The organism is Oryzobacter telluris (assembly GCF_043099285.1).
GTDB lineage: Bacteria > Actinomycetota > Actinomycetes > Actinomycetales > Dermatophilaceae > Oryzobacter > Oryzobacter telluris.
In genome coordinates this window covers 1,579,019-1,593,619 of record NZ_CP170723.1, presented here as the reverse complement: position 1 = coordinate 1,593,619, position 14,601 = coordinate 1,579,019, and the positions used below count along the sequence as shown (strand labels likewise).

Here is a 14,601-nt window from a genome sequence, read left to right as displayed (position 1 = left end):
TCCGGGCTCAGGAGAGGGCGACGACCGCCACGGCATCCGCGGGGAGGCGGACACCGCTCCCGCCGACCGAGGTCCGCTCGAGGTCCCACGCGAGGAGGACGGCTCCGGCACCCTCGACCGGCACCTCGCCCTCCGCCGTGGAGAGGTTGGCGACGACGGCGTAGGGCGACCGGCCCGCGGGACGGTGCTCGAGGACGACCCAGCCCGCGGTGTCGTCGGCCCGCACCTGCACGTCGGCGAGTCGGGTGGGCCCGTCGCCGAGCAGGACGCGGCGCAGGGCCGTGCACGCCGTGTACCAGCGCAGGACGCGCGCGTGCGGCTCGGCCTCGACCTCGTCCCAGCGCAGCACCGAGCGGTGCCGCGTCTCGGGGTCCTGGGGGTCGGGGACCTCGTCGCCGACCCAGCCGTGCGAGCCGAACTCGGCCCGGCGGCCGTCGCGTACGGCGGCGGCCAGCCAGTCCTCCTCGAAGCTGGTGAAGAACTGCCACGGCGTGGAGGCCGCCCACTCCTCCCCCATGAACACCATCGGCGTGGTCGGGGCGAGGAGGTACAGCGCGGCACCGGCGGCCTGGCGCCCGGGCGGGGCGACGGCCGAGATGCGGTCGCCGGTCGCGCGGTTGCCCACCTGGTCGTGGGTCTGGAGGTAGCCCAGCAGCCGGCGGGCGTCGAGCGCCTCGCGGTCGACGGGGACGCCCCACGCCCGGTTGCGGAAGCTGCTGTGGCCGCCGTCGTGGAGGAAGCCGTGGCCCAGGGCCTTGGCGAGCACCGCGAGGGGGCCGACCTCGTCGCGCTCCGGGCCCCCGCCGAAGTCGGCGTAGTACCCCTGCACCTCGCCGGTGAGCGCGACGTGGAGGGCGTGGTGCACGTCGTCGTCCCACTGGGCCGTCATCCCGCGGCCGCCCTCGGAGGTGGGCGCGACCATCATCGTGTCGTTGAGGTCGCTCTCGGCCACCAGGTCGAGAGGGCGGCCGAGCTCGGCGGCGAGGACGGCGACGGCGTCGGAGAGCTCGGCGAGGTAGTGCCGGTCGGAGGAGTCCTTGAGCTCGTGGACCGCGTCGAGCCGCAGGGCGTCGACGTGGAAGTCGCGGAACCAGCGCAGCACGCTGTCGACGAGGAAGCCGCGCACGTGCTCGGCCCCGGCGTCGTCGAGGTTCACCGCGACGCCCCACGGCGTGTGGTGGCCCTCGGTGAAGTACGGGCCGAACCGGCTCAGGTAGTTGCCGCTGGCGCCGAGGTGGTTGTGCACGACGTCGAGGGCGACGCCCAGGCCGCGGGCGTGGCAGGCGTCGACGAAGCGGTGGAGGGCGTCGGGCCCGCCGTAGCCGTCGTGGACGGCGTAGAGGTCGACGCCGTCGTAGCCCCACCCCCACCGGCCGGGGAACGCGGCGAGCGGCATCAGCTCGACGACGTCGACGCCGAGGGCCACGAGGTGGTCGAGGCGCTCGACGGCGGAGTCGAGGGTGCCGTCCGGGGTGAAGGTCCCCACGTGCAGCTCGTAGACGACCGACCCGAGGACGCCGTGGCCGTCGCGTGGGCCGGCCCACCCCTCGTCGGTCCACGCGAAGCGGGTGGTGTCGACCGTGCGGCTCGGACCGTGGACCCCGTGCGGCTGCCAGGCGCTGCGCGGGTCGGGCAGGGCCGGCTCGGCGCCGTCGAGGACGAACGCGTAGTCGAGCGCCCCGCCGTCGGCGAGGAGGTCGGCCGGCGGCTCCCAGCGCCACCACCCGTCGCCGGCGGCCGTCATCGCCTCCCGCTGCGCGCCCCGGGACGCGGTCGACGGGTCGGACGGACCCGCGCCGGCGACGGCCCACTCGACGTCGACGCGCTCGGCCAGCGGCGCCCAGACCTCGATGGGCGACTGCCCCGCTCCCGGCCGGCAGATCGCGTGGAACTCGCGCATCAGCGCTCCGCCACGAGGAGGGCGACGGGGCGGTCGGCGAGGAGGTCGGCCAGCGCGACCCCCGTCCCGTCGGAGACGACCTCACGGTCGGAGAGGACGTCGTGCCACGTGCCGCCCGGCAGCGCGACCGTCGCGTCGCCGAACCCGCCGGCGTCGGCGAGGATGCCGGCGGCGCGGGTGACGAGGGTGACCGCGCGCGGCCCGTGGGCGTCGCCCCGCACGAAGGCCAGTGCGTGGTCGGTCGTCGTCGCGATGCCGGCGTAGGTCGTGGTGTCGCCGATGAAGGCCTCCGGGTGGTCGCGGCGCACCCGCAGCGCCCGCGTCGTCACCCGCAGCTTCTCGTCGTCGAGGTCGAAGGCCGGCTCGTCCGCGAGGACGCGCTCGAGCCGCTCGCCGCGCTCGGTCCAGTCGACGGGGCGCCGGTTGTCGGGGTCGACGAGCGAGAGCGCGACGAGCTCGCAGCCCTGGTAGACGTCGGGCACGCCCGGCATCGTCAGCTGGACGAGCTTCTGGGCCAGCACCGCCGCGCGGACCGACGGTTCGTGCTCGACCATCCACGCGTCGAGGTGCTTCTGGATCGCGCTGTCGTGCACCAGGTTTCGCGCGTAGGCGACGACGGCGTCCTCGTAGTCGGTGTCCCCGTCGACCCAGGCGGTGCGGACCTTGGCCTCGCGCACGGCCTTGAGGAGGTACTCCTCGAGGCGCGCGCCCGTCATAGGCCAGGTGCCGACGAGGGTCTGCCAGAGCAGGTACTCGGTGGGCCCGTCGACGAGGTCGGTGCGGTGCGCGGCGGCGAGCTCGCGGGCCGTGCCGAGCCAGGCCGACCAGCCCGCGCCGTCCTCGGCCAGCGACATCAGCCGGGTGCGGACGTCCTCGGAGCGCTTGGTGTCGTGGGTGGTGAGGGTCGTCATCGCCGTGGGCCAGGTGGCCACCTGCTCGGCACACCAGGCGTGGAACTCGTCGACCCCGATGGACGCGTGGTCGGGGTGTCCCCCGACCTCGTTGGCCCCGGCGAGACGGAACCACCGGTAGTACGCGGTGTCCTCGATGCCCTTGGCCATGACCGGGCCGCACGTCTGCTGGAACCGGACCCGGAACTCGTCGGCCACGTGCCGGGTGTCGAGGCGCGCGTCGGCGACGTCGCGGTCGAGGACGAGGGCCACCACGGTGGCGAGGGCGTCGTGGTCGCTGGGCGCGAGCAGGGCCTGGGCCCGCTCGGCCGCTCCCTCGACGACCCCGGCCTGCTCCGGGTCGACGCCGCGGCCGGGCACGAGGTACGCGCGGTAGCGGTCCATGGACACGAGCAGGGCCTCGAGCGCGCGACGCAGCGCCGCGTGGTCGACATCGCCGAGGACGCGGCGCACGAGCCGCATGAGGCGGTCGACCTCGGCCGCCTGCACGTCGTCGACGACGAGCCGCTTGGACTCGGTGACGACGTCCGTGAGCGAGACCCGGTCCGGGGCGACCTCCGCCCAGAGCCGGTCGAGCTCGGGCAGCCCGGCGGTCGGCGTCAGCACCTGCTGCACGCGCAGCAGCGCGTCGTAACCGGTGGTCCCGGCGCAGCGCCAGGAGTCGGGCAGCCGCTCCTCGCCCTCGAGGATCTTCTCGGCCACGACCCACGCGTCGCCGGTGGCGTCGGCGAGCCGCTCGAGGTAGCCACCCGGGTCGGCGAGGCCGTCGGGGTGGTCGATCCGGAAGCCGTCGACGGCGCCGTGACCGTGCAGCGCGAGGAGGAGGGCGTGCGTCGCCATGAAGACGACGGGGTCCTCGACCCGCACCGCGACGAGCGAGGTGACGTCGAAGAATCGGCGGTAGTTGAGGGCGTCGCCCGCCTCGCGCCAGCTGGAGAGCCGGTACGCCTGGGCCTCGACGAGCTCGGCGACGGGCAGCTCCTCGGTCCCGGGGGCGACGGGGAACTCGTGGGAGTAGTAGCGCAGCACGTGGTCGGACCCGGTGGGGCCACCGTCGGAGGCGAGGAACAGCTCGCCGTCCTCGACCGCCTGCTCGAGGGTTCCGCCGAGCACCGGCATGAGGATGCGGTCGTCCTCGGCCACCCAGTCGACGTCGAACCAGCCCGCGTACGGGCTGCGCCGGCCGTCGCGCAGCAACGACCAGAACGGGGCGTTGAGGTGGGCCGGTTCGGGCACGGTCATGTGGTTGGGCACGACGTCGACGACGATGCCGAGGCCGTGCTCGCGGCACGCCCCGACGAGGCGGTCGAAGGCCTCGCGGCCACCCGCCTCCTCGCTGATCCGCGTGTGGTCGAGGACGTCGTAGCCGTGGGCCGAGCCGGGAGCAGCCTGGAGGATCGGCGAGAGGTACACGTGCGAGACACCGAGGTCCGCGAGGTAGCCGACGTGCTCGGCCGCCGCGTCGAAGCCGAAGCCGGCGTGGACCTGGAGCCGGTACGTCGACGTCGGGACGACGCGACCGGGGTCGGGACGGTGGACGGTCGCCATCGTCACGCCCGGGTCGTCGTGGAGGCTCCCGCCGGCACCGTGGGCACCTCGCGCTGGTCGCGCAGGACGACGACGGAGCGGGCCCGGACGAGGATCTCGTCGCCCGAGGCGTGCCAGCCCGGGTCGACGACCTCGACGGCGGTGTCGATCTCGGCGACCCACTTCTCGCCGAACTCCCGGCCCGGCAGGCGGAAGGTGTGGTCCTCGTGGTCGGCGTTGAACAGCACGAGGAAGTCGTCGTCCTCGACGCGGCGGCCGCGCGAGTCGGGGGTGGGGATGGCCCCGCCGTTGAGGAAGACCATGACCCGCTTGGCGTCGCCGTCGGACCAGGCGTCCTCGCCCATCGGCTCGCCGGAGGGCTGGAGCCAGGCGATGTCGCCCATGTCGGACTGGCCGCCGTGGTCGGCGCTGCCGGCGAAGAAGCGGCGGCGACGGAACACGGCGTGGGTGCGGCGCAGCGAGGTGAGGGCCGAGGTGAACGCGAGCAGCTGCTTCTCGTCGTCGTCGAGGTCCCAGTCGACCCACGACAGCTCGTTGTCCTGGCAGTAGACGTTGTTGTTGCCCTGCTGGGTGCGGCCGAGCTCGTCGCCGTGCGCGATCATCGGCACGCCCTGGCTGAGCAGGAGCGTGGTGAGGTAGTTGCGCTGCTGGCGCAGGCGCAGGGCCCGCACCTCGGGGTCGTCGGTCGGACCCTCGACGCCGCAGTTCCAGGAGCGGTTGTGGCTCTCGCCGTCGCGCCCGTCCTCGCCGTTGGCCTCGTTGTGCTTGTCGTTGTACGACACGAGGTCGCGCAGCGTGAAGCCGTCGTGGGCGGTGACGAAGTTGATGCTCGCGATCGGCTTGCGGCCGCTGTGCTCGTAGAGGTCGCTCGACCCGGTGATCCGCGAGGCGAACTCGGCCAGCGTGCGCGGCTCGCCGCGCCAGAAGTCACGGACGGTGTCGCGGTACTTGCCGTTCCACTCGGTCCACAGGGGCGGGAAGTTGCCGACCTGGTAGCCGCCGTCACCGACGTCCCACGGCTCGGCGATGAGCTTGACCTGGCTGATGACCGGGTCCTGCTGGATGAGGTCGAAGAACGCCGACAGCTTGTCGACCTCGTGGAACTGGCGGGCCAGGGTGGCGGCGAGGTCGAAGCGGAAGCCGTCGACGTGCATCTCGGTGACCCAGTAGCGCAGCGAGTCCATGATCAGCTGGAGCACGTGCGGGTGGCGCATGAGGAGGCTGTTGCCCGTGCCCGTCGTGTCGTAGTAGTGCGCCTTGTCCTCGTCGACGAGGCGGTAGTACGCCGCGTTGTCGATCCCCTTGAAGCACAGCGTGGGGCCGAACTCGTTGCCCTCGGCCGTGTGGTTGTAGACGACGTCGAGGATGACCTCGATGTGCGCCTCGTGCAGCGCCTTGACCATCGCCTTGAACTCGGTGACCTGCTCACCGCGGCGGCCGCGGGAGAAGCCGTTGTGCGGGGCGAGGAAGCCGATGGTGTTGTAGCCCCAGTAGTTCGTCAGGCCGCGGTCCTGCAGCGAGGTGTCGTCGACGAACTGGTGGACCGGCATCAGCTCGATGGCCGTGATGCCGAGGCTGGTGAGGTGGTCGATGATCGCCGGGTGGGCGATGCCCGCGTAGGTGCCGCGGATCTCCTCGGGCACCTCGGGGTGGGTCATCGTCAGGCCCTTGACGTGCGCCTCGTAGATGACGGTGTCGTGGTACTCGTGGCGCGGCGGGCGGTCGTGGCCCCAGTCGAAGTACGGGTTGATGACGACGCTGAGCATCGTCTTGCCCAGGCTGTCGTCGGTGTTGCGCTTCTTGGGGTTCTTGAAGTCGTAGGAGAACAGGGCCTGGTCGTTGGTGACCTGGCCCTCGATCGCCTTGGCGTACGGGTCGAGCAGCAGCTTGCTCGGGTCGCAGCGGTGGCCGTGCTCGGGGTCGTACGGGCCGTGGACCCGGAAGCCGTAGCGCTGGCCGGGCTGGAGCCCGGGGATGTAGGCGTGCCAGACGAAGCCGTCGACCTCGGGGAGGTCGACCTTGGTCTCGCCGCCGTCGTCGTCGACGAGGCACAGCTCGACGCGCTCGGCGACCTCGCTGAACAGGGCGAAGTTCACGCCGCTGCCGTCATAGGTGGCGCCCAGGGGGTACGCCGTTCCGGGCCAGATCTCCACTGGTTGCCTTCCGTCCGTGGTCCATTCGCAGACCAGCGCCGGTGCTGGGCCCGCGCACGGGCCGACACCGGCCCGCTGCAGTGCTCGTCAACCTACCGTCGGCGCCCGATCCGGAGAAAACGCCCTCTCAGGGATGGTCCCGGGGTTCGACAGCGCTCCCCGGCCTCAGGGAGGACCCGACGGCGCCGCGCCGGCCCCGGAGCCGGCCACCGCGCGCTGGTAGCGGTCCGCGATCGCCGAGAGCAAGGGGACGAGCTCGGGGGGCGACTCCACGGTGAAGTCGATCCGCAGCATCCCGATGTAGGCCGCGACCGTGTCGAGGCTGTCGGCGCCGGTGAAGAGCACGCACGCGTCGGGCCCCCGCGGCTCGACGACGCCCACGGCGTGGTGGATTCGGGCGAGGACGTCGGCGGCCGGGGCCTCCACCCTCAGGCGGGCGCGCACGGTCCACCCGGTGATGGCGACGGTGCGCATGAGGAAGGCCACGACGTCGCCGCCCGGCACCTCCGACGGCACCGCGACCCGGCGCCCGGTGCGCATCCGCAGGTCGACGAGGTCGACGCGGTAGGCGTCCCAGGCGTCGTGCTCGACGTCGCGGCCCACGAGGTACCAGCGGCGCTGCCAGTGGAAGAGGCGGCACGGCTCGACGAGCACCGGCAGGTCCGGGCCCTCCACGGGCGACGACAGGCCATAGGCGAAGCGCAGCAGCTCGCCGTCGGCGATGGCGGCGGCGATCGTCCTCAGCCGGGCGGCCGGGACCTCGGGGTCGGGCGCGTCGGTGTCGATGTTCTCGGGGGCGCGCTCGATGGTCGAGCCGAGCGCGTCGACGCTGCTGCGCAGCCGTGCGGGGAGCACCTGCTCGAGCTTGGTGAGGGCACGGGTGCTGCTCTCGGCCAGGCCGGCGATGCCGGTCCCCGCCCGCAACCCCACCGCGACCGCGACTGCCTCGTCGTCGTCGAGGAGGAGCGGCGGGAGCCGCCCGCCGGCGCCCAGGCGGTAGCCGCCGTGCCCGCCGCGCAGCCCCCGGATCGGGTAGTCGAGCTCGCGCAGCCGGGCGACGTCGGCACGGACGGTCCGCGTCGTCACGCCCAGCCGCGCTGCCAGCTCGGGCGCCGACCACGAGGGCCGCGTCCCCAGCAGGGTGAGGAGCTCGAGGAGCCGCTGCGCCGCTTCCGCCATGCCGAGAACTCTTCCACGATCCGCGGATGAACCGGAAGCATCCGTTCCTGTTGGGTTCCTAGCGTTGCCGTCATGGACACCACAGCGCAGCTCACCGTCACGCCGTTCACCGTCGCCGTCCCCGACGCCGACCTCGCGGACCTCCACGCCCGCCTCGACCGCACCCGCTTCCCCCGGCCGGCCCCCGGCGACGACTGGACCCACGGCACGCCGGTCTCGTACCTGCGCGAGGCGGTCGCCGCCTGGCGTGCGCTCGACTGGCGCGCCGTCGAGCGCAGGATCAACGCGGTCCCCCACTTCCTCACCGAGGTCGACGGGCAAACCCTGCACTTCGTCCACGTCCGCTCCCCCCACGCCGGCGCCACCCCGCTGCTCCTCGCGCACACCTACCCCGGGTCGAGCGTGGACTTCCTCGACGTCATCGACCGGCTCGTCGACCCCGTGGCCCACGGCGGGCGGGCGGAGGACGCCTTCGACGTCGTCGTCCCGGACGCCCCCGGCTTCGGCTGGTCGAACCCGGTCACCGACACCGGGTGGACGACCGCCCGGGTGGCCCGCGCCTACGACACCCTGATGCGGGGCCTGGGCTACGGGTCCTACGGCGTGCACGGCTCCGACAACGGCGCCATGGTCGCGCGCGAGCTCGGCCTGATGGAGCCCGCCGGCTTCCTCGGTCTCCACGTCCTGCAGCTCTTCTCGTTCCCGTCCGGCGACCCGGAGGAGTTCGCCCGGCTCGAGCCGCAGGACCACGCCGGGCTCGAGCACATGCAGTGGTTCCAGTCGGTCGGCGGCTACAACGCCATGAACGCCTCCCGGCCGCAGACCGTCGCCGCCGGCCTCAGCGACTCGCCCGTCGGCCTGCTCGCGTACTCCGAGCTGTTCGAGAGCTTCGGCAACGGGACCTCGCTCGTGCCGCTCGAGACGATCCTTCTCGAGGTCAGCGTGACCTGGTTCGCCAACGCCTCCGCCGGGATGGCGCGCAGCTACCTCGACAACGCTCGGGCGCAGGCCGAGCCGCGGGTCAACCACGCCCGCACCGGGGTCAGCGTCTTCGCCGACGACTTCCAGACCATCCGGGTCTTCGCCGAGCGGGACAACGACTCCATCACCCAGTGGACCCGGCACGAGCGCGGTGGCCACTTCGCCGTCCTCGAGGTGCCCGAGCTGGTGGCGGCCGACCTCGTGACATTCTTCGCGGGCTGACCCGCGAGCGGACCGATGTCCGGGGCCCACCAGGGCGCCGGACGTCGGTGCGTCACGTCGGCCGTGGGTCGCGTGCTCGGGGGCGCTAGCCTTCGCTGCCATGAGCACCCAGCGCGTCGCCGTCGTCACCGGAGCAGCCCGCGGCATCGGGGCCGCCACCGCCGAGCGGCTGGCCCGCGACGGGTTCGCGGTGGCCGTCCTCGACCTCGACGAGGCCGCCTGCGAGGAGGTCGCCGGCCGGATCCGTGACGCCGGCGGCAGCGCCGTCGGCGTCGGTGTCGACGTCACCAGCGCCGAGCAGGTGGAGGCCGGGGTGGCCCGGGTCGCCGCCGAGCTCGGGCCCCCGGTGGTCCTCGTCAACAACGCCGGGATCATCCGCGACAACCTCATCTTCAAGATGACCGAGGGCGACTGGGACGCCGTCATGGGCGTGCACCTCAAGGGAGCCTTCCTCATGACGAAGGCGTGCCAGGCCTTCATGACGCAGGAGCGCTACGGGCGCATCGTCAACCTGTCGTCGTCGTCGGCGCAGGGCAACCGCGGGCAGGCCAACTACGCCGCCGCGAAGGCCGGCCTCCAGGGCTTCACCAAGACCCTCGCCATCGAGCTGGGGAAGTTCGGCGTCACCGCGAACGCCGTGGCCCCGGGCTTCATCCAGACCGACATGACCCGCGCCACCGCCGAGCGGATGAAGGTGTCGTTCGAGGACTTCGTCGCCCACACCGCCGCCCAGATCCCCGTGGCGCGCATCGGCCAGCCCGAGGACATCGCCGCCACCATCGCCTTCCTCGTCTCGGAGGAGGCGGGGTTCGTGTCGGGCCAGGTCATCTACGTCGCCGGCGGCCCGCTTGACTGAGGCGGCCGCGCAGGTCCCCCGCCACCGCCCCCTGCCGTGGACGGCTGCCGCCACCCTCGCGGTCGTCACCGTCCTGCACCTGGGGGCCCAGCTCGCCGGTGGCGAGCCCGTGGCCGACGGCACCCAGGTGCTGCTCATGCCGCTCCTCGCCGCCGCGGTGTGGACGGCGACCTCCGCGCCCCGACCCCGCCTCGTCCGCCTCACCCTCGTGGCGCTCGGCCTGTCCTGGCTCGGCGACTCCCTCCCCCGTCTCGCGGAGGGTGACGCGGCCTTCCTGCTCCTGGTCGGGTTCTTCCTCCTCGCGCAGGTCGCCTACGTCGCGGCGTTCCTGCCGTACCGCGGCCGCAGCGTCCTCCACCGTCGCCGACCCCTGCTCGTCGCGTACGTCGCGGTCGTGGTCGCGCTCGTCGCCGCCTGTGCCGGCGGGGCCGGACCGCTGCTCGCCCCGGTCCTCGTCTACGGCGCCCTGCTCGGGACGATGGCCGTGCTGTCGACCGGGGTCAACGGCCTCACGGCCGCCGGAGGGGCCCTGTTCCTCGTCTCGGACGGACTCATCGCCCTCGACGCCTTCGCCGACGGGTACTCCCTTCCCGCGCAGGGGTTCTGGGTGATGGCGACCTACGTCGCCGCCCAGTGCCTCATCGCCCGGGGGGTCCTGCGCAGGGCCGGACGCGGCGATGCCGCCTGGCTCGTCTGAGCGGGCGGCATCGCGGGACTGCTGGCGTCAGAGGCCGAGGTCGCGGCCGATGAGCTCCTTCATGATCTCGTTCGAGCCGGCCCAGATCTTCGTGACGCGGGCGTCGCGCCAGGCGCGGGCCACGCGGTACTCGTTCATGAAGCCGTAGCCACCGTGCAGCTGGACGCACTCGTCGAGGACGTCGTTCTGCACCTGGGCGCTCCACCATTTGGCCTTCGCCGCGTCGACCGCGGAGAGGCGGCCCTCGGCGTGCGCCTCGATGCAGTCGTCGACGTAGGCCTCGGCGACCTCGATGGAGGTGACGAGCTCGGCGATCTTGAACTTGTTGTGCTGGAACGAGCCGATGGACTGGCCGAACGCCTTGCGCTCCTTGGCGTACTCGATGGTCTCCATGAGGATCTGCTTGGCGTGGGCGACGTTGGCGCAGGCGGCGCCGACCCGCTCCTGCGGCAGGCGCTGCATCATCGCGATGAAGCCCATGCCCTCCTCACCGATCCGGTTGGAGTCGGGCACCCGGACGTCGGAGAAGAACAGCTCGGCGGTGTCGGACTCCTCCTGGCCCACCTTGTCGAGCTTGCGACCGCGGGTGAAGCCCTCCATGCCGTCCTCGAGCATGAACAAGGTGATGCCCTTGGCACCCTTGCTCGGGTCGGTGCGGGTGGCGACGATGACGAGGTCGGCCTGGTAGCCGTTGGTGATGAAGGTCTTGCTGCCGTTGACGACCCAGTGGTCGCCGTCGCGCACGGCGGTCGTCTTCAGCGCGGCGAGGTCGGAGCCGCCGCCGGGCTCGGTCATCGCGATGGCGCAGATCTTGTCGCCGGAGGCCATCGGGGGCAGCCAGCGCTCCTTCTGCTCCTGGGTGCCGAGGTCGACGATGTAGGGCGGGCAGACGTCGCTGTGGATGCCGAAGCACGAGCCGACCGCGGCGTTGAAGCCGTTGAGCACCTCGGCGGCGACGGCGTTGAAGCGGTAGTCGTCGGCGCCCATGCCCCCGAACTCCTCGGGGATGTCGAGGCCGAACAGGCCCTGGCTCCCGGCCTCCTTCCAGATGTCGCGGTCGATCGTCTTCACCTCGAGCATCTGCTCGGCGCGCGGCTTGAGCGTGCGCTCGACGAACTCGGCGACCGAGGACCGGAAGTCCTCGTGCTCGGAGCTGTAGATGTTGCGGGGCATGGCTCTCCTGACAGGTGCTCGGGTCGCGCGACGACGTTGACTAAGCGCTTGCTTAGTTTCCCGACCGTGCGGCATGCTGTCAACCGTGCCGACCTCTCCCCCGCTCAGCGAGACGGCCGTCCTCGCCGCCCTGGCGCCCGAGGGCGGGCGTGCCGGGACCACCGGTGACGTCACCGACACGGCCGTGCGGATCATGCTCGCCGCCGCCGACGCCTTCGCCGAGCGCGGCTTCCACGCGACGACGACGCGCGACATCGCCTCGCGGGCCGGGCTGTCGCCCGCCGGGGTGTACGTGCACTTCGCCTCCAAGGAGGTCCTGCTCTTCGAGCTGAGCCGACGCGGCCACGCCCGCGCCCGCGACCTCCTCGTCGCGGCGGCCGAGGCCGGCCCCACCCCCACCGACGCCCTGCGCAGCATCGTCGGCGGCTTCTCGCGCTGGCACGCCGAGCACTACGAGCTCGGCCGGATCGTCCAGTTCGAGTTCCGCCACCTCTCCCCCGAGCACCGCGACGAGGTGCTCACCCTGCGCCGCGAGATCGACCAGGTCGTCGCCGGGGTGCTGCGCGACGGGATGGAGACCGGCGAGTTCTCGGTCGTGGACGTGTCGGCCACCTCGCTCGCGCTGCTCTCGATGGCGATCGACGTCGCCCGCTGGTACTCCCCCGAGGTCCGGCGCACCCCGGAGGCCATCGAGGTCGCCTACGGCGAGCTCGCCGTGCGCCTCGTGCGCTCCTCCTGACGCCTCCGCGCCACCCCTCGCGACCCGCCGACGGACCGCCGTGGGACCGCCGTGGGACCGCCGACCGAACGGTCCGGACCTGCCCCGATCTCCGGACCCCGACCGGGGCCCGCTGTTACCCTGAACCCGCCCGGCGGCCCGGCCGCCGGGCGCCACCCATCCCGGGTCGAGCGGCCGCAGAGGAGCCCATGGACGCCACCACCGGCGCCTCGGCGCCCCCGGACGCACGTGTCACCGCCCATCACCCCGGTGGCCCCGAGGTGCCGGGCCCCGGCCTTGACGACACCGCAGAGCCCACCCGATTCGCCGAGTTCGCCCTCGGGTCGGTGTGCTTGTTCGCCTACACCGTTCCCCGCGTGCCCGGCAACCTCGCCGCAGGCCTGGTGGCCGTCGCCGCCCTGGTGTTCCTCTCGACAGTGCGCCGCCCCACGCGGCCGACGGTGCACCTGCGCTGGCTCCCCACCGCGTGCTTCCTGGTCCTGGGCTACCTCGTCGCCGTCACGGTCACCAGCCCGGACGAGTCCCTGTTCGGCTGGCCGAAGCGCGCGATGCGGCTTGCCCTCCTCGTGCTGCTGCTCCTCGCCCTCGTCAACGGCCGGGCGCACCTGCCCTCGTTGGTACGGGGCGCCGCGTTCGGCCTCGTCCTCAACGCGGTGGCCTTCTACGCCGGCGTGGCCCCCGCGCCCTACGGCGAGCTGCTGTCGGGGTACCTCCTCGACAAGAACCAGGCAGGCCTCGCCTACGCCGTCGTGGGTCTGCTGCTCCTGGCCCAGGCCACCCAGCCACGGTGGCAGGTGGCGGTCGGCACCGCGACGGTCGCGTTCGTGTGGTTGTCGGGGTCGCGCACCTCGCTGGCCGCGCTGGCCTGCGGCCTGTTGTGGTTCGCCCTTCGTCCGAGGCTGGAGGCGCAGGGCCGGATCGCCCTCGGTGTCGCGATGGCCCTGGTGATCCCCGTCATCGAGTCGAGGTACGCCTTGGTCGGGTCGTTCTCGGACCGGCGGGGGTCCGACCAGTTCCGCGCCACCATCGACGCCGCCTCGCAGGCCAAGCTCGGACGTGCACCGTTCCAGGGGATGGGGCTCGGCGAGGCCTGGGTCCTCTACCCCAACGGGGACACCTTCTTCTTCCACAACTCGTACTGGTCGGCGCTCGTCGAGGGCGGGTACCCGTACCTCGCGGCCCTGATGGGCGTGACCGTCCTCATGGCCATCGGGCCGTTTCGCCGGGGCCCGACGCCGTCCCGCCTGGCGCGCGCTGGAGAGGCCGCCAACATCGTCGTCCTCGTGTGCGCCCTGCGGCTCGGCGAGGTCTTCGGCACGACGATCGCGGTCATCGCGCTCGCGGCGGGGCTCATCGGGTTCGCGCAGGCGGCCCGGATCCGTGACGAGGCGCAGGATGCCGAGGCGCTCCGCATGCTCCCGACGCCCCTCGCGACACCGACGGGGGCCGGACCATCGGTCTCTCCGGCCGCCGATACAGTGACCCGGTGACCGAGGCGCAGACGACCGTGGGGCATGGCGGGTCGGCCTCGATCGCCGTCCCCGACTACTGGTGGTACGTGGCCCGTGCCGACCTGCTCGAGGTGGCCCTGCGGTCCTTCGTCGAGGGAGCGGGCACCGCGCTCGACCTCGGCAGCGCCGACGGCCCCAGCGCCGCCTGGCTGCGCGACGCGGTCTCGCGGACCGTCTCGCTCGACATCGACCCCCGGGGGCTGGGGTCGGACGGTGTCTGCGGGTCGGCCCTGGCCCTGCCCTTCGCCGACGAGGCGTTCGACGTCGTGTCGGCCTTCGACGTCATCGAGCACTGCGACCCGGAGGACGTCGCCCTCGCCGAGGTGCGCCGCGTCCTGCGCCCGGGCGGGCGCTTCCTCATGTCGGTCCCGGCCTACACGTGGGCCTGGTCGGACTTCGACGTCGCCAACGGCCACCACCGCCGCTACACCCGGGGGCGTGCCGTGGACGCCGTCGAGCGGGCCGGCTTCCGGGTCGAGCGGGCCACCTACGGCTTCGCCTCGGTCTTCCCGATGTTCGCGGCCGAGCGGGCGGCCCGCAAGGTCGCCAGCCGGCGACACCACGGACCGGCCGACATCGTGGCGCTGCCGCGCCTCCCCCGCCCGCTCAACGCCGCCCTCACCCGGCTCTCGCGGCTCGACGCCGCCGTGCTGTCGCGCACCGACCTGCCCTTCGGCTCGTCGGTGTTCCTCGCGGCCACGCGCGTCGGCTGACTCCGCGCGGCGCAGCGG

11 protein-coding genes are annotated in these 14,601 nt (G+C 73.0%); 6 read left to right on the top strand and 5 right to left on the bottom strand.

The features are described 5' to 3' along the window. Positions 1 to 7: 7 nt before the first annotated feature. From treZ to ACFLFB_RS07250, 4 genes are all read right to left on the bottom strand, one after another. Positions 8 to 1,900, bottom strand: coding sequence for a malto-oligosyltrehalose trehalohydrolase (treZ, locus tag ACFLFB_RS07265; RefSeq protein ID WP_392545039.1), 1,893 nt, complete (start codon positions 1,898 to 1,900; stop codon positions 8 to 10). Next, entirely contained in the window at positions 1,900 to 4,359 is a 2,460-nt protein-coding gene (gene treY, locus ACFLFB_RS07260) for a malto-oligosyltrehalose synthase (protein ID WP_392545394.1), read from the bottom strand. The genes treZ and treY overlap by 1 nt, the downstream gene beginning before the upstream one ends. Before the next feature lie 2 nt (positions 4,360 to 4,361). Then, positions 4,362 to 6,512: a glycogen debranching protein GlgX gene (glgX, locus tag ACFLFB_RS07255; RefSeq protein WP_392545038.1), complete on the bottom strand. Its 2,151-nt coding sequence runs from the start codon at positions 6,510 to 6,512 to the stop codon at positions 4,362 to 4,364. Between the two features lie 165 nt (positions 6,513 to 6,677). Next, complete coding sequence (locus ACFLFB_RS07250; protein ID WP_392545037.1) at positions 6,678 to 7,691, bottom strand: helix-turn-helix transcriptional regulator; 1,014 nt, start codon at positions 7,689 to 7,691, stop codon at positions 6,678 to 6,680. Between the two features lie 72 nt (positions 7,692 to 7,763). Here ACFLFB_RS07250 and ACFLFB_RS07245 point away from each other — a divergent pair, with 72 nt between their 5' ends. From ACFLFB_RS07245 to ACFLFB_RS07235, 3 genes are all read left to right on the top strand, one after another. Then, the gene (locus ACFLFB_RS07245; protein WP_392545036.1) at positions 7,764 to 8,894 is read left to right on the top strand and encodes an epoxide hydrolase family protein; all 1,131 of its coding nucleotides are present in this window, start codon (positions 7,764 to 7,766) and stop codon (positions 8,892 to 8,894) included. A 100-nt stretch (positions 8,895 to 8,994) separates the two neighbouring features. Beyond that, a complete protein-coding gene (fabG, locus tag ACFLFB_RS07240; protein WP_392545035.1) occupies positions 8,995 to 9,750 on the top strand; it encodes a 3-oxoacyl-ACP reductase FabG in 756 nt (251 codons plus the stop codon). Continuing rightward, positions 9,743 to 10,447, top strand: coding sequence for a lysoplasmalogenase (locus tag ACFLFB_RS07235; RefSeq protein WP_392545034.1), 705 nt, complete (start codon positions 9,743 to 9,745; stop codon positions 10,445 to 10,447). The genes fabG and ACFLFB_RS07235 overlap by 8 nt, the downstream gene beginning before the upstream one ends. 27 nt (positions 10,448 to 10,474) lie before the next feature. Here the strand turns inward: ACFLFB_RS07235 and ACFLFB_RS07230 are convergent, their stop codons facing one another. Beyond that, positions 10,475 to 11,620, bottom strand: a complete 1,146-nt coding sequence (locus ACFLFB_RS07230; RefSeq protein ID WP_392545033.1) for an acyl-CoA dehydrogenase family protein — start codon at positions 11,618 to 11,620, stop codon at positions 10,475 to 10,477. Positions 11,621 to 11,705: 85 nt separating this feature from the next. Here ACFLFB_RS07230 and ACFLFB_RS07225 point away from each other — a divergent pair, with 85 nt between their 5' ends. From ACFLFB_RS07225 to ACFLFB_RS07215, 3 genes are all read left to right on the top strand, one after another. Next, positions 11,706 to 12,359, top strand: coding sequence for a TetR/AcrR family transcriptional regulator (locus ACFLFB_RS07225; protein ID WP_392545032.1), 654 nt, complete (start codon positions 11,706 to 11,708; stop codon positions 12,357 to 12,359). Positions 12,360 to 12,547: 188 nt separating this feature from the next. Further along, positions 12,548 to 13,849, top strand: coding sequence for an O-antigen ligase family protein (locus tag ACFLFB_RS07220; protein WP_392545031.1), 1,302 nt, complete (start codon positions 12,548 to 12,550; stop codon positions 13,847 to 13,849). Continuing rightward, positions 13,846 to 14,583: a class I SAM-dependent methyltransferase gene (locus ACFLFB_RS07215; protein WP_392545030.1), complete on the top strand. Its 738-nt coding sequence runs from the start codon at positions 13,846 to 13,848 to the stop codon at positions 14,581 to 14,583. Before ACFLFB_RS07220 ends, ACFLFB_RS07215 begins: the two co-directional genes overlap by 4 nt. Positions 14,584 to 14,601 lie beyond the last annotated feature (18 nt).